The organism is Polaromonas jejuensis NBRC 106434 (assembly GCF_001598235.1).
Taxonomy (GTDB): domain Bacteria; phylum Pseudomonadota; class Gammaproteobacteria; order Burkholderiales; family Burkholderiaceae_C; genus Polaromonas; species Polaromonas jejuensis.
This window is the reverse complement of record NZ_BCYO01000017.1, coordinates 82,056-96,875: the sequence shown is the minus strand read 5'-3', so window position 1 is coordinate 96,875 and position 14,820 is coordinate 82,056. Positions and strand designations below refer to the sequence as shown.

The window sequence follows — 14,820 nt, the reverse complement described above, 5'->3', positions numbered from 1 at the left end:
GGGCGGCGGCCGGTTTTCCTCAACAAAAATGGCTGTGGCGCCCACCGCATCTGCACCAGAAGCTACCAAATCAATAGCAACTTCCGGCACGGCTGGCGGCGTGGCGGGCTGCCAGACGCGCACGCCCATTTCGCGCAACATGGCGCGCTGGCGTTTGTCGAGGGTAAGACTCATGGCAGGACACTCATAGCTAACTCACAGGGCCAGGCTCATGACGATGGCATCTTCACGCTTTGACGTGGAGGTCGGGTAGTAATTGCGGCGCGTGCCGACATGGCGAAAACCGTAGCGTTCGTAAATGGCCTGGGCGCGCGCATTGCCCACGCGCACTTCCAGCCACAGCCACCCGGCGCCCTGGCCGCGCGCCCAGATCACCAGCGCATCCAGCATGACATGGGCCCAGCCCTGGCGCTGGTGCGCCGGCGCCACGGTGATGTTGAGCAGGTGCACCTCGTCCACGCCCTTCATGGCGACAAAATAGCCCAGCAGCTCGGCGTTGGGCGCGGCGCCCGCCGTGAGCAGCTGCGCCTGGTAGCCGGCCTTGAGCGAGTCGCTGAAATTGCCCTGCGTCCAGGGCTGCTCGTAAGCGCTTTGCTCGACCTGCACCACCGCCGCCAGCCAGGCGGGCGTCATGGCTTCGAACTGGGCTTCGAGGGGTTTCAGGACGGCGGTCATGAAGGACTGGGGTGTTCAGCGGCGCTTGGCGGCGTTTAACGGCATTTAACGGGAAATGAAGGCTTGATCGACAGGGGCCGCGAGCGCCGCCTGGGCCTTGACCCGGGCGCGCTCTTCGGTGGTAAGGGCTACTTTATCGCGAACATAGAGCGGCAGGGCCAGGGCTGCGTCCACGCACTGCCCGGCAGCGGCCAGGGCCGGGGCCAGCCGCAGCAGGGCCGTCGCGGTCGGCAGGGCTTGGGCCTGTGCCAACGATGCCAGGCCGGCCGGCAGGCGCTCGGCATAGACACCAAACACATTGCCGGCAAGCAGTTGGGCCGCCGGATCCGGCACCAGGTTTTCCGGCCGAATCAGCTCGCAGTCGTGAAGCGATGTCCACACTCCGCTATTGAATTCATAGCTCTGCATATACATTTCGTCCATGCGCGCATCGAGCAGCGCCGTGACCCGGAACGGGGTGTTGTGAGTAAAGCCAGTGACTGCCGCCCGCTGGAAGCGCGCCTCTTCCGCCAGCGCCATCAGGGTGTCTATGGGCAGCACCGGGATGCCGGCGCCATGGTTGGCGCCAAAGGCCAGGCCCTGGGCCACGGCGCAGGCCGTGCGCAGGCCGGTAAACGACCCGGGGCCGCGGCCAAAGGCAATCGCGTCGAGCGCGCCCAGGCTCAGCCCCGCCTCGGCCAGCAGCGCCAGCACCGCCGGAATCAGCGTGGTCGAGGCCTGCGCACCGCCCGGGCCGCTATGCTGCCAGACGCGCAGGCCGTCGGTCACGGCCACCGACAGGTGGTCGGTACTGGTGTCAAAGGCGAGGAATTTTCGAAGTTCAGGCATCAAATAGGGCGCCAGCCCCGTCAGAGTGGGCGCAAATAGCTATCAAAAACAGAGCAGCCGGATCACGGCGCCCGGGCCCACCGGGCTGGCGCCAGTCTGGCGCGCCAGCGGCGGGCCGCAAACACATGCCCTGATTATCCGGCCTGCGCGTTGGCGGGGCGGGGCAACGGATAATTGCCGCATGCTTTTCATCCCATCCCGCGCGCGCTTCAAGAAAGGCCTGGCCGCCGGCCTGCTGGCCGGCTTTCTGGGGCTTGGCAGCCTGCTCGCCAGTCCTCCCGGCACCGCCCAAGGCCTGCCGCCCGAGGTGGACGCGCTGCTGGCACGCGCCAAGGTACCGCGCGAGGCGCTGGCCGCCGTGGTGGTGGATGCCGCACCGGCGCTGAACGGCAAATCGGCGCCCTTGCTGAGCTGGCGCGCCAACGCCGCCATGAACCCGGCCTCGGTCATGAAGCTGGTGACCACCTATGCCGGGCTGGAGCTGCTGGGCCCCTCCTTCACCTGGAACACGCCGGTGTATGTCGATGGCCCCATCGCCAACGGCGTGCTGGCCGGCAACCTCATCATTCAGGGCAAGGGCGACCCCAAGCTGGTGATGGAGCGGCTCTGGCTGCTGCTGCGCCGGGTGCAGGGGCTGGGCATCAAGACCATCACCGGCGACATCCTGCTGGACCGCAGCGCCTTTGCGGTCAGCATGCAGAACCCCGCCGACTTTGATGGCGAACCGCTGCGGCCCTACAACGTCGGCCCCGACGCGCTGCTGATCAACTACAAGACGCTGGTGATGACCTTCACGCCCAATCCGGCCAGCGGCAGCGCCACGGTGAGCGTTGAGCCGCCCCTGGCCGGCGTGCAGCTGCCTGGCACGGTGCCGCTGACCGGCCAGCCGAACAGCGGCGCCGCGCCGGCCGAGTGCTGGGATTACCGGGCGCTGCTGAAGGCAGATTTCAGCGACCCCTTGCGCGTGGCCTTTAACGGCAGCTACCCCATGGCCTGCGGCGAGAAAACCTGGACCGTGGCCTACCCCGACCCCGGCCGCTACGCCGAGCGCGCCGTTGCCGGAATGTGGCAGGAAATGGGCGGCCGGCTGGACGGACAAGTGCGCGAGGGCGCCGCCCCACCGGGCCAGAAGCCGGCCTTTGAAATGGTCTCGCCCACGCTGACCGAGGTGATCCGCGACATCAACAAGTTCAGCAACAACGTGATGGCGCAGCAGCTGTTTCTGACGCTGAGCCTGGCAGCTGGCCAACAGGCGGGCCCGGCCAGCAACGAAGCCTCGCGCGAGCTGGTACGCAGCTGGTGGCAGGCGCGCCTTGGCGAGCAGGACCTGCCGCTGCTGGACAACGGCTCGGGCCTGTCGCGGCTGGAGCGCGTGTCGCCGCAGGGGCTGGCCCGCCTGCTGCAAACCGCCTACGTCTCAGGCGCCATGCCCGAGCTGATGGCCTCCCTGCCCATCATCGGCGTGGACGGCACGCTCAAGCGCAACAGGTCCCGTGTCTCGCAGGGCTGGGCGCATCTGAAAACCGGCACCCTGCGCGACGCCACCGCGCTGGCCGGCTATGTGCACACGCCCAGCGGCAGGCGCCTGGTGGTGGTGGCCATCATCAACCACCCGAATGCGCCGGCGGCACGGCCGGCGCTGGACGCGCTGGTGGACTGGGCCGTGAAGGAGGGTGGCCGATGAGCCCGACCGACTTCATCGGCTCGCTGGCCGCGTGCCTGACCACCGTCAGCTTTGTGCCGCAGGTCTGGCTCAGCTTCAAGACCCGCGACGTCAGCGGCGTTTCGCTGGGCATGTACAGCGTGTTCACTGCGGGTATTGCCCTGTGGCTGGCTTACGGTTTGATGCTGGGCGCCTGGCCCGTGGTGATTGCCAACGCGATTACGCTGGTGCTGGCGCTGGCGATTCTGGGGATGAAATTGATTTATGGCCGTAGCGCCGGTACACCCGCACAGCACAGCTAGGCAAAACAGCCCCAACATGCTGCGTCAATGAACAAGTCTGCTGGTTCTGCAAAAAGTCGCGCCCCGGCTTTTCAACCAACTCGCCTGCCAGGCCAGTTGCCCGAGCGGGCGCGCTGTGCCCTATAGCCTGAATATCGGAAAATGGCCTGCATGGGTGCGGGCGCACTGAGGTGCGCTACTGCAAAACCCCCTATGGAGAGGTCAAGGGCTACCCACCATTCCGGCGGTGCCTGACCAGTGAAGTTGGTGATGACTGCTTTGAGGAAATTATCGACAGGTCAACAGTAGATCCTCTGCGGTCACTGAGAGTTGGGCGTCGAACAATGGAACTGCAGCGACAGCGTTCTTTCGGCACTCTCCACCACATGGGGGATAGTCAAACCACAACGTTTGGTCGAGAATCGCTGCCAATGTGGAACGAGCCATTTCTTACAAGTTACCGGGTTTGTCGCCATTTTTTTTAATGGAGCAAACTATTCAAGCGGGACAAGCCTAAATGCCAGTTTTTGTAGTTGAAGTCGCCACGTTATACCGCAGCACGTTGCGGTTTAAATCACGTTAGCGCTCATGCTCAGAATCGCGATTGCCCTCTTTTTGACCGTTGCAAGCTGCTTCGCTGCAGCCGATGAAGTTACTGCACGGGTGCACTCCACAAGCGAATGGGATCCTCGGGTTTTGGATTGCATCAAGAGGCAGAACGGCGGCATCCTAGAACGCGGTGAATGTCAAGGCGAGCTAATACGCCAGCTCAAGCGTGAACAACGAACAATCCTTGGTCAAATCGGAAAATCTCTTTCAGGGTCTGGGCGCGATCTCACCGACTATCGCTCTGCGGCAAAAGGACTGACAGTGGCGCAAGCCAATTGGGAGAAGTTCGTCCGGGCCGATTGTGAGATTATTGGCGACGTCTTCGGTCAAGGAACTGACCTTGGACCTACTGGAGATGCGTGTGTTGTTGACCACTACAAATTGCGCAATGCACAGCTGCGCTTGTTGCAACGCGACTATCTCAATGACCGCTAACTGGCCGTTCGTGTTGGACGGCTACGCCGCCCCACAACTTCAACGTTAGCGAGATAGAAGTCATGAACCTCCTCATAGATGGTCGTTTTTCGGTAGTGTCTGCTTGCGTGACGGCTGCTGTGCTCATTGGATATGCCGCACCAGATGAAAAGAAGCAGTCTCAATCACAGCTAGTGGTGGAGGCAAACATCGACACCGCTGAAAGCTTGTATTACGTGCCAGGCATTGGTCCTGCAACCGCTGCAAAAATCATGAAGGAAAGAGACCTTCGCGCATTTTCTGGTTGCGATGATTTTTCTAGGCGCCTGGGCATTACGCGGTCGCCGACGGGGTTTGGTTTGGCGCAAATGTCTGAGCGAGGGCTCAGAGTCAATGGCGAAACGTGTCGCTAACTCACCAGTCAAGGCCGATCGCCTGCGGCGTCGGCTAACTTTCACGTTAAACCGCATGAATCCGCTTGGCGCGCTCGTCGGAATATTCATTGACTTAGTTATCGTGATCGCGGCAACTTTAGGGCCTTCTCTTTTGGTTCTAAAGTCACCTCGTCGCGTGGGCCGCATGCGTACTTGGTGGCTCGTTGCCACTTTGATCCCCGCCTGCGTATATTGGGGTTCTGCCGCCGCCTATGGGCATATTCAGAGCGAGGTTGCGTGGTCTGCGTTAGCTGCCGGGCCGTTGGTGTACCTGCTTTTCCTCTTGGTGACTCATAAACAGCGCGTCAAGAAAGGCGTAAATGGAAACTAACGTCGATGTTCAGACCTGCAGGTTTAACAAGTCAATGGAGGACGGATCGCCTACGGCGTCCGCTCATTTCCGACGTTATACGGCTTAGGGACCGCTGGCATGAACGACCGAGGCGATTGCCCAGTTCCTGACACGCATCAGAAGTTCAAGGAGGCGACCTACTTCCTCCGGAAGTGCGCCGAGCACTACCATGACCCCGAAGAATTTCAGTTCAACCTGAATGCTTTTATTCAGGCGCTTCGGAACATCACGTTTATGTTGCAGAGCGAGCCGAGTAAGCCGGAAAACTTTGAATCCTGGTATGCGGGCAAGCAAGCTGAAATGAGGCAGAGCGATCTGCTACGACGATTCGTCCAAGCGCGAAACGTCGTTGTGAAGCAGAGCTCATTGAAGGCACGAAGTACGGCTTGGTCCGGTGTGTTTCGCCGCCGTCGCTTCAAACTCGGAATGCAGCACCCTGTGCCCCTCTTCGCTCCATCAAGATGGGTCATAGAGCGATTGAAGGAAAGGGTTGGCTTTTTTCTCGATGAAGAGCACTCGCAGCCTTGGGAGCAATTCGGAGTGCACAGAACCTGGGTGGTAGAGGAGCTCGGCGAATCGGAAGTGCTGGGCCTGTGCGTCCAATCTCTAAACTACGTCGGTTCGATCGTTGAAGAGGCCCACAGCTTCTTTGGGGCTGAAGTTGAGAGCACGGCGGTGGAAGTAGACATGCTGCGAACTCAAACTCTTCTTGAAACCGATGTCGATCCTTCTCTCGTCGTGAAGTGGGGCTGGGATGACGCCGTATAACCCTTCCATCGAGAGGACCTGCCCCGGCAAGCCGGGTCAGGCCTCTCATGTCAAACGTTAGCCAGCAGGAGGCGAATTGGTCACGTTCGAAGAGTTTCGCGAGTACTGCAAGCGGTTGGGCGGCCAGGTGCTGCAAACTGAGGGCAGAGGAAAGCCGTTCACGGTGTCAGTGGATGGTCCCAAGCTTCAATTCGTCCCTGCTTCGGGTAAGCCGCGGGCTGCGAGCCCGGAGCGGACCGCGAAGGTCTTGGACCTCCTAGCCAAGACTGGAGACTGGTCGCCTGCGACATATCGCCAAATCACCTATCACTCATCGTACATCCTGGGGGTGGCTAAGCATCGGGCAAGTCTCGAGGGGCTCGGCGCGGGCTCAGGCGAGTTCGAGGTCCATCAGAGCGCTCGCGTAACGCCGCACACGAACGACTACTGTGAGGTGTGGGGCCGAAGCGGCTGGAGAAGAGTATCCGTGGCTTCAGCATTGGCTCGGCCGAGTGCACTGACACGTTGCATCGAATGCCACGGTGCTGTGCGCTTGCATGTTGCAGGACCGAAGGGAGTTCCGCGAGCGCACGCTGAACACCGTGAGGGACACGAGGGATGCTCCCTCGGCCACTACTTTTCCGGGCTGCGGTCTTCGCACCCAAACCCAGTGCTAGACCCCGTAGCAGGTTCTGACGAGTCTAGCCAATCTCCGATCAGAAGGGCGCGAGTCGTACATCCTGCACCGCAAGCTTGAGCGAGACGGGAGCTTGCCTAGGCGTGTCAAGGCAGCCCGATTGGCCAAGACCGGGAAGCTGGAATGCGAGGCCTGTGCATTCGATTTTGCCCAAGCTTTCGGAGAACTTGGAGAGGGCTTTATTGAGGCGCACCACCGCGTACCCGTCCACAGGCTTGGTGGCACCACGAAGACGAAAGCGGAGGACTTGGCTCTGGTGTGCCCAAATTGCCACCGCATGCTTCATCGAAGCGATCCGCACTTATCGGTGGACGAGTTGCGCGAGCTGCTGGCGAGCAGAAGTTGCGGCAATGCTGGCTAACAGGTCGTATATGGACTCCCCCTCAACGGCAAGAAACTGACCGATAGTTTGGCTGTTGGGGATGCGCCTGCAGTCGTATACCGGCGGCTAATTTTCAGAGCAGACATTCGCAGATGGACGAACAACTTTCGCGCATGAGCGTGTGATGTAGCCTCTACGCGCCGGCGGCACGGCTTGCCCTCGAAGCGCTGGTGGACTGGGCGCTGAAGGACGGCAGCCGATAGCCAGGGGCGGCCAGCCTGCGGACGGGCGGATGAGTTATCCCTGCCGGATGTGGACAAGGCTGTTGATGACCGAACGGTATGCGGGTAAAACCACCATCTGGCGCGGCCCGCGCCGCAATGCCTGAATTTTGGGCAGCCCCATTGTTGACAGGCTGAACCCGGGAAGGCCAGGATGTGAGCTGCGAACCCAACGAACTGGCGAAAGACGACATGAAGAATGCAACGCCTTATTGCATCGTGCTGACCAGCACGGCCAGCGAGGCGCAGGCCGAAACGCTGGCCCGCCAGATTGTCGAGGCGCGGCTGGGCGCCTGCGTGCAGATCCAGCCGATCCGGAGTTTCTACCAGTGGCAGGGCCAGCTCTGCGCCGAGCCGGAGTGGCAGCTGTCCATCAAGACGCAGCAGGCGCGGTATCAGGAGCTTGAGCAATTCATCCTTGCACGGCATGCGTATGAGACGCCGGAAATCGTGCAGATTCCCATCACTGCCGGCTCGAAGGACTACCTGCGCTGGGTGGATGCCGGCACGCAGGATGATGCCGCCCCCTGATCACCCCTTGAGCGCCCATTGATCGCCCGTTGAGGCCGAAAACGCATGCCCTCAACGGCCAGGCGTGAGGGGGTGCTGCTTGCGCCTCTCCAGCAGTTCAAACAGCCCCATGCCGGCCAGCATCGCGATGACAAACACCACCGCCTTGATCTCCCCCAGGCCAAGAGCGACGAGCGCCGGCCCCGGACAGAAGCCGGCGATGCCCCAGCCTATGCCGAACAGCGTGCTGCCCATGAGCAGCCGGCGGTCTATGAGGCGCGCCGTGGGCAGCTTCATCTCGGCGCCCATCCACGACACGGTGCGCTGGCGGGCCACGAAAAATGCGAGTGCACCAACAGCGATGGCGCCCACCATCACCAAGGCCAGCGACGGGTCCCAGCGGCCGGACAAATCCAGAAAACCCAGCACCTTGGCGGGGTTCGCCATGCCGGAAACGATGAGGCCCAAGCCAAAAACCAGGCCGGTGAGCAGGGAGGTGAAGGCGAGCATGACGACGCCTCAAATGCCGACAAGATGCCGGATCACCCACACCGTGGCGAAACCCGCCGCCATGAAACTGAGGGTGGCGGCCAGCGAGCGCGGTGACAGGCGCGACAGCCCGCACACCCCGTGGCCGCTGGTGCAGCCCGCGCCATAGCGGGTGCCCACGCCGACCAGCAGGCCGGCGACGACGAGGGCCGCGTACTCCGCATCAATCTGCGGCGTGGGCGGGAACTGGAACAGCCCGTAAACCAGTGGCGCCCCGACCAAGCCGAGCACAAAGGCGGCGCGCCACGCGATATCGCCCTTGACCGGCTTGAGCAGCCCGCCCAGCACACCGCTGATGCCGGCAATGCGGCCATTGAGCAAGACAAACATCGCGGCCGCGACGCCAATCAGTACGCCACCGGCTAGCGCCGGCCACGGCGTGAAGGCATTCCAGTCGATAGCCATCATGGCGCCTTGGGGCAGTAAAGGCGGTACAGCACCGCCAGGATTTCGAGCAGCGCGGGGTCGGCGACGCTGTAGAAAATGTTCTTGCCTTGCCGCCGTGTGCTCACCACCCCTTCGCCGCGCAGCACGCCCAGCTGCTGCGACAGCGTGGGCTGGTGAATATCCAGCTGCTCCTCGAGCTCGCTGACGCACATTTCGCCTTGCGACAGCTGACACAGCAGCAGCAGCCGGTCTTCATTGGCCAGCAGCTTGAGGACGGCGACGGCCTGCCCTGCGGCGCCGCGCAAAATTTCGGGGTCTATCAAAGGCTGGGAGAGCATCATCGGGGGGTTCACAGGTTCAAGTTGACATCAATATATCATTTAATATAATGTAGAGCAACGCATTGCCGGGAACGCCCCCCAGAGACACGCATGAGCACCCGAACCACGACCCAGGCTTTCCTGGACCCCACCACCGGGACGGTGTCCTATGTGGTCTGGGACCACGCGACCAGGCACGCCGCGGTCATAGACCCGGTGCTCGACTACGACTTCAAGTCCGGCCACACCAGCACCGAATCCTCCGACCGGGTGCTGGCCTATGTGCATGAACAGAGCCTGCACCTTGAGTGGATACTGGAAACCCATGCCCACGCCGACCACCTGTCGGGCGCGTACCACCTGCAGGAGCGCCTGGGCGGGCGCATCGCCATCGGCGAGAACATCCGCCAGGTGCAGGCCACCTTCCGGAAGATTTACAACCTCGAACGCAGCTTTCTGCCCGACGGCGGCCAGTTCGACCACCTGTTCAAGGACGGCGAAACGTTCAGGATAGGCGCGGTCGAGGCCACCGCGTTGCTGGTGCCGGGGCACACGCCGGCCGACATGGCCTACCAGGTGGATGACTCGGTGTTTGTCGGCGACACGCTGTTCATGCCCGACGTGGGCACCGCCCGCGCCGATTTCCCGGGCGGCGACGCCAGGCAGTTGTACCGCTCCATCCAGCGCCTGCTGGCGCTGCCGCCCGACACCGCGCTGTACGTCTGCCATGACTACCCGCCGGCATCCCGCGAAGCCAGGTGGCAGAGCAGCGTCGCCGAGCAGCGGGCCCACAACATCCATGTGCGCGATGGCATCAGCGAAGACGCCTTCGTGGCCATGCGCACGGCACGCGACGCCACGCTGGGGATGCCGACCCTGATCCTGCCGTCGATTCAGGTCAACATCCGCGCGGGGCAGCTGCCGCCACCCGATGACAACGGCATTGCCTACCTGCGGATTCCACTGAACACCCTGCCGCTTCACAAGTCACCGTGAATCACAGTGTCGAGGGAAGCCGACGGCCCTGGCTTGCTTTCTAGCTTGCTTTACCAGGTCTGATCGCGGAATTTGATGGCCGCGTGCGAGCCATCGCAAAATGGCTTGTTCCGCGACTGCCCGCAGCGGCACAGCGTGACGCGGTTGCGCACCTCGTAGGCAAAGCCGTCCGACGAGATCAGGGGAATTCCGCCGCGCAGCCAGAGCGGCCCGCTGCATTGCTGTTGCGGGTCCTCCACGAGGCCAATCGACACCGGCAGTTCCGGCTCCACGGACTCGTCCGTCCCCTTGTCCCAAGCCTCCAGCCGGCCCGAGGGGCAGTGTCCCACCTGGCGAATAAACATCACCCGGACCCCGGCCTTGTCGGTTTGCGCCACCTGGCGCCATACCTGGCCATGCGGATCGCAAAAGCGGGCGGATGCGCAAAGCTTATGGGCGTCGGCCAGCTGCATGCTGGGGCCGTCGGAAACCTTGGCCTGCGTGAGGTAGGGTTCGCGGCTCGCCGTCTCGGTGCCATCGAAGCCTATCTTTCTATGCGTTCCGTCGCAAAAGGGCTTGCTGCTCGAGTGACCGCAGCGACACAGCTGGTAGCCCGCTGGCGTCGGCAAGGCCTCGCCGGCGACCCAGGTTTCCGAGCCTCCTTCGCCATCCACGCCAATCGTCTGCGTGGCCAGCGGGACCTGGCCGGTGACGATGTAGGGGCCGTTCTTGGAAATGACGACGCGAACGTCCTTGCCTGCTGGGATCATGATCCTATCCTCCGCTCTGGGGTGACAGAAGGAGCGCCTGGCGACGCCGGTGAGAAATTGTAGTGCTCTGATCCGAAAAAAGGGGGGTCTCGCCAGCGCGCCGAACGCTCAGCTTGCCGCGGCCCGCCCGAGCCGGTCGCGCACGCCGTCCCATGCCGCGTCAATCGGTGGGTGTTCGACCCAGATCAGCTGGACGCCCTGGGCATCAAAGTCGCGCAGCACGGCGAACAGCTGCCGGGCGGTGGCCGCCGCGTCGTCCGGCATGCGGCGGTACAGCACCTGCGCCGACTGGATGCGCATGATGGCGCGGGCATAGACCGCGATATGGGCGGCGTCCGCTCCCAGCAGATCGAGCGCGGTCTGGATCGCGCCGGCATCCATCAGGCGCACCCTGGCGTTGGGCGCGTAATGCGCTTCCAGCGTACCGGAGGCGCGCGGTGCCGTCCCCACGGCTTGCGGCCATTCGTCCTTGTCCAGCACCGGCTCGCCGCAGGCGGCTTCCAGCTGCGCGCGCGTGAGCACGCCGGGGCGAAGCAGCACCGGCCGGCCGCGCGTGCAGTCCACGATGCTGGACTCAATGCCGACCTGGCACGGCCCGCCGTCGAGCACCAGCAGCGCGTCACCAAACTCCTGCTGCACATGTTGCGCGGTGGTCGGGCTGACGCGGCCAAAGCGATTCGCGCTGGGGCCGGCCACGCCGGTGTTGCAGGCCTTCAGAAAGGCCAGAGCCACCGGATGCGCGGGGCAGCGCAGGCCAATTGAATTTTGACCACCGGCAGAGGCCGCCGCCACGCCGTCCTTGCGCGGCAAGATCACGGTCAGCGGGCCGGGCCAGAAGGCCTTCATGAGGCGGGCGGCAAAGTCGGGCACATGGCTGGCGTAGTCGCTCACCTGCGCCGCATCGGCCACATGCACGATCAGCGGATGGTCGGACGGACGGCCCTTGGCCGCAAAAATGCCGGCCACGGCCTGGTCATTGGAGGCATCGGCCCCCAGGCCATACACCGTCTCCGTCGGAAAACCGACCAGCGCGCCGGCCTGGATGCGGCGGGCGGCCTGCTCAACGGCCTGCGGGTCGGTGCCGGGCAGAATCATCAGACGCCCTCGAAACCGGGCAGGCCCAGAATCGCGGCGGCCTGGCGCGCCGTGGCCTTGACGCTGGCGACATCGGCGCCAGTGATGTTCAGGTGGCCCATCTTGCGGCCCGCACGCGCCTCGGTTTTGCCATACAGGTGCAAATGCGTGCCGGGCAGTGCCAGCACGGCCTGCCAGTCGGGCGTGTGCGCCCGGCCCTGGGCGTCCAGCCACACCTCGCCCAGCAGATTGAGCATGATGGCCGGCGAATGCTGGCGCGGCTGCGGCAAGGGCAGGCCGGCCATGGCATGCACCTGCAGGTCAAACTGCGAGACATCGCAGGCATCCAGCGTGTAGTGGCCGCTGTTGTGCGGGCGCGGCGCCATTTCGTTGACCACCAGGGCGCCGTGCGCGCTGCCGTCCTCAATCACGAAAAATTCGACGCACAAGACGCCGACATAGCCGATGTGATTTGCTATTGATTTGGCAGCGTCCAGCGCCCGTGCAGCAAGGGCTGGAGGCATATTCCCTTCATAAGCCTCGGTCACGGCCAGGATGCCGTCGACATGCACATTGCACTGCGGCGCAAAGCTGACGATGTCGCCCTGCCAGCCGCGCGCCACGATCACCGAGCATTCGGCCTTCAGCGGCAGCATTTTTTCCAGCACGCAGGGCACCTGCTTCAGGTCTGCCCACGCCGCCGCCAGCCCGGCCGCGTCCTTGACGCGCACCTGGCCCTTGCCGTCGTAGCCCATGCGCGCGGTTTTCAGAATGCCCGGCAGCAAATCGGCGGGTACGGCCTGGAGCTGCTCCGGCGTTTCGATGACCGCGTAGGGCGCGCAACTCACACCCGCCATCACCCCCGATTCAGCGGCGCTGGCCGTGAAATGGGCTTTCTCCTGGATGCGGTCTTGCGCAATGGCCACGGCCGCAGCGCCGGGCGCCACCGGACAGCGGACGGCCAGCGCCTGCAGCGCGCCGGCCGGCACGTTTTCAAATTCGGTGGTGACGGCCGCGCACAGCGAGCTCAGCTGCAACAGGCCGTGCGCGTCGCTGTAACCGGTCTGGATATGGTGGTGACTGGCCCGGCCGGCGGGACTGTGCGGATCCGGGTCCAGCACCGCCGTGAAGTAACCCAGGCGCTGCGCGGCATGCACAAACATGCGGCCGAGCTGCCCGCCGCCCATCACGCCCAGCGTGGCATGCTGGCCCGAGGCCGAAACGGTGCCGGGGAAAATCGGCAAGCGAGTCGGGGCGCTCATGCCTGACCCGGGACAGGCAGGCTCATGGCGCGTGCCGCAGCCGTTTGCTCGGCACGGAAGGCGTTGAGCTTGTCGGCCAGGGCCTTGTCGTGCAGGGCCAGCTGGGCCACGGCAAACAGCGCCGCGTTGGCGGCACCGGCGTTGCCAATGGCAAAGGTGGCGACCGGCACGCCCTTGGGCATTTGCACAATGCTGTGCAGTGAATCGACGCCCTGCAAATGCTTGCTGGCCACCGGCACGCCCAGCACCGGCACGATGGTTTTGGCCGCCAGCATGCCCGGCAGATGGGCGGCGCCGCCGGCGCCGGCAATGATGGCCTGCAGGCCGCGGCCCGAGGCCTGTTCGGCATAGGCAAACAAATCGTCGGGCATGCGGTGGGCCGACACCACCCGGGCTTCGTGCGCCACGCCAAACTGCTGCAGGATCTGCACCGCATGCTGCATGGTCTCCCAGTCGCTGCTGGAGCCCATCACCACGCCCACCAAAGGGCCGGGCAGATTATTTGTCGTCGTCATAGGAGGTCTTCAAGGTCTGGAGGTTGCGGGCAGTGCGCCGGGAACCCCCGATTTTAAGGGCTGGGGAAAATTCCGGCCCCAGCCGCTGCCGAAGGACGGCCGCAGCCGCAAAGAGGCGCTGCCGCTTGCATGCTATCGTTTGGCCTTAGGCAAAGCACTGCGCCAGTTTCTTCGCCCTGAGCAGCGGGTTGCCACCGGCCATGCCGCCCGTTGAAACCCTCTTGTCAAACCCCATCTCAGTACCATCATGATAGACGTCACCATTGCCAATTTTGAAGAAGAAGTCATTGCGGCTTCCATGACCACCCCCGTGCTGATTGACTTCTGGGCGCCCTGGTGCGGCCCCTGCAAGTCGCTGGGCCCGGTTCTGGAAAAGGTCGAAGCCGCCTACGCCGGGCGCTTCAAGCTGGTGAAGATAGATTCCGACCAGGAGCAGCAGCTTGGCGCCGCCTTTGGCATACGCAGCATCCCGACCTGCATCCTGATGGTCAACGGCCAGCCGGTGGACGGCTTTACCGGCGCCCTGCCGGAAGGCCAGATCAAGGACTTCCTCGACAAACACCTGCCGCCCGCGGCCGAAGAAGCCCCGCAAGAGGAACTGCCTGCCGCCGAGGCCGAGGCCGACACCAGCCCCGAAGGCGTACTGGAAAAGCTGCAGTACGCGGTGGCGACCGACCCCGCCAACGACAACGCGCGCTTTGACTATGTGAAGCAGTTGCTGACGCTGGGCCGCAGCGACGATGCCAAGGTGGCCTTCGCGCCAGTGATCGCGCAGACTTCCCACGTACGCCGTTTCGACTCGCTGCAGCGCTGGATGGATGCTATCGATTTCGCAGCTGACAGCGCAGGCGGGGCGGGGGCTGAAGCTACATTTGATGCAAGGATTGCGGCCAACAAGCGGGACTTTGAAGCCCGTTTTGACAAGGCCCGCTGCCTGATGGCGCAGCAGCGCTGGACCGACACGCTGGACGAGTTGCTCGAAATCCTGATGCGCGACAAGAGCTGGAACGAGGATCTGGCGCGCAAAACCTACATCGCCGTGCTCGACATCATGGAAGCGCCCAAGCCCAAGGTGGCCGACGGGCAGATTCCGCCCGAGGACCCGGTGCTGGCCACTTACCGCCGCCGCCTGAGCAGCGTGGTGCTGAGTTAGGC

20 protein-coding genes are annotated in these 14,820 nt (G+C 63.7%); 11 read left to right on the top strand and 9 right to left on the bottom strand.

Translation table 11 applies throughout. The features are described from left to right. Nucleotides 1–195 precede the first annotated feature (195 nt). Nucleotides 196–675 (bottom strand): ribosomal protein S18-alanine N-acetyltransferase, encoded by a 480-nt coding sequence (gene rimI, locus PJE01S_RS17565; protein WP_068834937.1) that lies wholly within the window; start codon nucleotides 673–675, stop codon nucleotides 196–198. A 45-nt stretch (nucleotides 676–720) separates the two neighbouring features. After that, the gene (tsaB, locus tag PJE01S_RS17560) at nucleotides 721–1,503 is read right to left on the bottom strand and encodes a tRNA (adenosine(37)-N6)-threonylcarbamoyltransferase complex dimerization subunit type 1 TsaB (protein WP_068834936.1); all 783 of its coding nucleotides are present in this window, start codon (nucleotides 1,501–1,503) and stop codon (nucleotides 721–723) included. Between the two features lie 181 nt (nucleotides 1,504–1,684). Between tsaB and dacB the strand changes: the two genes are divergently transcribed. The 9 genes from dacB to cutA all read left to right on the top strand — a co-directional run bounded on the left by dacB (nucleotide 1,685) and on the right by cutA (nucleotide 7,834). Then, nucleotides 1,685–3,187, top strand: coding sequence for a D-alanyl-D-alanine carboxypeptidase/D-alanyl-D-alanine endopeptidase (gene dacB / locus PJE01S_RS17555; protein ID WP_068834935.1), 1,503 nt, complete (start codon nucleotides 1,685–1,687; stop codon nucleotides 3,185–3,187). After that, nucleotides 3,184–3,468 (top strand): SemiSWEET transporter, encoded by a 285-nt coding sequence (locus tag PJE01S_RS17550; RefSeq protein ID WP_068834934.1) that lies wholly within the window; start codon nucleotides 3,184–3,186, stop codon nucleotides 3,466–3,468. The genes dacB and PJE01S_RS17550 overlap by 4 nt, the downstream gene beginning before the upstream one ends. Before the next feature lie 567 nt (nucleotides 3,469–4,035). After that, on the top strand, nucleotides 4,036–4,491 hold the full coding sequence (locus PJE01S_RS24630; protein ID WP_084389615.1) for a lysozyme inhibitor LprI family protein: 456 nt from the start codon (nucleotides 4,036–4,038) through the stop codon (nucleotides 4,489–4,491). A 62-nt stretch (nucleotides 4,492–4,553) separates the two neighbouring features. Continuing rightward, nucleotides 4,554–4,883 (top strand): ComEA family DNA-binding protein, encoded by a 330-nt coding sequence (locus PJE01S_RS25265; protein ID WP_157090377.1) that lies wholly within the window; start codon nucleotides 4,554–4,556, stop codon nucleotides 4,881–4,883. A gap of 55 nt (nucleotides 4,884–4,938) precedes the next feature. After that, the gene (locus PJE01S_RS25260; protein WP_157090376.1) at nucleotides 4,939–5,235 is read left to right on the top strand and encodes a hypothetical protein; all 297 of its coding nucleotides are present in this window, start codon (nucleotides 4,939–4,941) and stop codon (nucleotides 5,233–5,235) included. A gap of 99 nt (nucleotides 5,236–5,334) precedes the next feature. Then, nucleotides 5,335–6,024, top strand: coding sequence for an Ea47 family protein (locus PJE01S_RS17545; RefSeq protein ID WP_068834933.1), 690 nt, complete (start codon nucleotides 5,335–5,337; stop codon nucleotides 6,022–6,024). A 127-nt stretch (nucleotides 6,025–6,151) separates the two neighbouring features. Further along, a complete protein-coding gene (locus tag PJE01S_RS26405) occupies nucleotides 6,152–6,760 on the top strand; it encodes a hypothetical protein (RefSeq protein WP_500796507.1) in 609 nt (202 codons plus the stop codon). A 13-nt stretch (nucleotides 6,761–6,773) separates the two neighbouring features. Beyond that, a complete protein-coding gene (locus PJE01S_RS26320; RefSeq protein ID WP_369406098.1) occupies nucleotides 6,774–7,061 on the top strand; it encodes an HNH endonuclease in 288 nt (95 codons plus the stop codon). A gap of 398 nt (nucleotides 7,062–7,459) precedes the next feature. Then, the gene (gene cutA / locus PJE01S_RS17535; RefSeq protein WP_245660830.1) at nucleotides 7,460–7,834 is read left to right on the top strand and encodes a divalent-cation tolerance protein CutA; all 375 of its coding nucleotides are present in this window, start codon (nucleotides 7,460–7,462) and stop codon (nucleotides 7,832–7,834) included. 51 nt (nucleotides 7,835–7,885) lie between these two features. Here cutA and PJE01S_RS17530 read toward each other — a convergent pair whose 3' ends face one another. The 3 genes from PJE01S_RS17530 to PJE01S_RS17520 are packed head-to-tail and all read right to left on the bottom strand — an operon-like array spanning nucleotide 7,886 to nucleotide 9,090. Then, nucleotides 7,886–8,323: a YeeE/YedE family protein gene (locus PJE01S_RS17530; protein ID WP_068834931.1), complete on the bottom strand. Its 438-nt coding sequence runs from the start codon at nucleotides 8,321–8,323 to the stop codon at nucleotides 7,886–7,888. 9 nt (nucleotides 8,324–8,332) lie between these two features. Continuing rightward, a complete protein-coding gene (locus PJE01S_RS17525) occupies nucleotides 8,333–8,767 on the bottom strand; it encodes a YeeE/YedE family protein (RefSeq protein ID WP_174548561.1) in 435 nt (144 codons plus the stop codon). After that, nucleotides 8,767–9,090 carry an ArsR/SmtB family transcription factor gene (locus PJE01S_RS17520; RefSeq protein WP_068834929.1) on the bottom strand — a complete coding sequence of 108 codons (324 nt, stop codon included), beginning with the start codon at nucleotides 9,088–9,090 and terminating at the stop codon, nucleotides 8,767–8,769. The genes PJE01S_RS17525 and PJE01S_RS17520 overlap by 1 nt, the downstream gene beginning before the upstream one ends. A 90-nt stretch (nucleotides 9,091–9,180) precedes the next feature. On the opposite strand from PJE01S_RS17520, the gene PJE01S_RS17515 reads away from it, so the two are divergent. Further along, the gene (locus PJE01S_RS17515; RefSeq protein WP_068834928.1) at nucleotides 9,181–10,065 is read left to right on the top strand and encodes an MBL fold metallo-hydrolase; all 885 of its coding nucleotides are present in this window, start codon (nucleotides 9,181–9,183) and stop codon (nucleotides 10,063–10,065) included. Nucleotides 10,066–10,115: 50 nt separating this feature from the next. Here the strand turns inward: PJE01S_RS17515 and PJE01S_RS17510 are convergent, their stop codons facing one another. The 4 genes from PJE01S_RS17510 to purE form a co-directional block, all read right to left on the bottom strand. Beyond that, nucleotides 10,116–10,814 carry a CDGSH iron-sulfur domain-containing protein gene (locus PJE01S_RS17510; RefSeq protein WP_068834927.1) on the bottom strand — a complete coding sequence of 233 codons (699 nt, stop codon included), beginning with the start codon at nucleotides 10,812–10,814 and terminating at the stop codon, nucleotides 10,116–10,118. Nucleotides 10,815–10,922: 108 nt separating this feature from the next. Continuing rightward, nucleotides 10,923–11,909 carry an L-threonylcarbamoyladenylate synthase gene (locus tag PJE01S_RS17505; RefSeq protein ID WP_068834926.1) on the bottom strand — a complete coding sequence of 329 codons (987 nt, stop codon included), beginning with the start codon at nucleotides 11,907–11,909 and terminating at the stop codon, nucleotides 10,923–10,925. Beyond that, on the bottom strand, nucleotides 11,909–13,150 hold the full coding sequence (locus PJE01S_RS17500) for a 5-(carboxyamino)imidazole ribonucleotide synthase (RefSeq protein ID WP_068834925.1): 1,242 nt from the start codon (nucleotides 13,148–13,150) through the stop codon (nucleotides 11,909–11,911). Before PJE01S_RS17500 ends, PJE01S_RS17505 begins: the two co-directional genes overlap by 1 nt. After that, nucleotides 13,147–13,665, bottom strand: coding sequence for a 5-(carboxyamino)imidazole ribonucleotide mutase (purE, locus tag PJE01S_RS17495; RefSeq protein WP_068834924.1), 519 nt, complete (start codon nucleotides 13,663–13,665; stop codon nucleotides 13,147–13,149). The genes PJE01S_RS17500 and purE overlap by 4 nt, the downstream gene beginning before the upstream one ends. A gap of 247 nt (nucleotides 13,666–13,912) precedes the next feature. Between purE and trxA the strand changes: the two genes are divergently transcribed. Continuing rightward, nucleotides 13,913–14,818: a thioredoxin gene (trxA, locus tag PJE01S_RS17490; RefSeq protein WP_068834923.1), complete on the top strand. Its 906-nt coding sequence runs from the start codon at nucleotides 13,913–13,915 to the stop codon at nucleotides 14,816–14,818. Nucleotides 14,819–14,820: the final 2 nt, after the last annotated feature.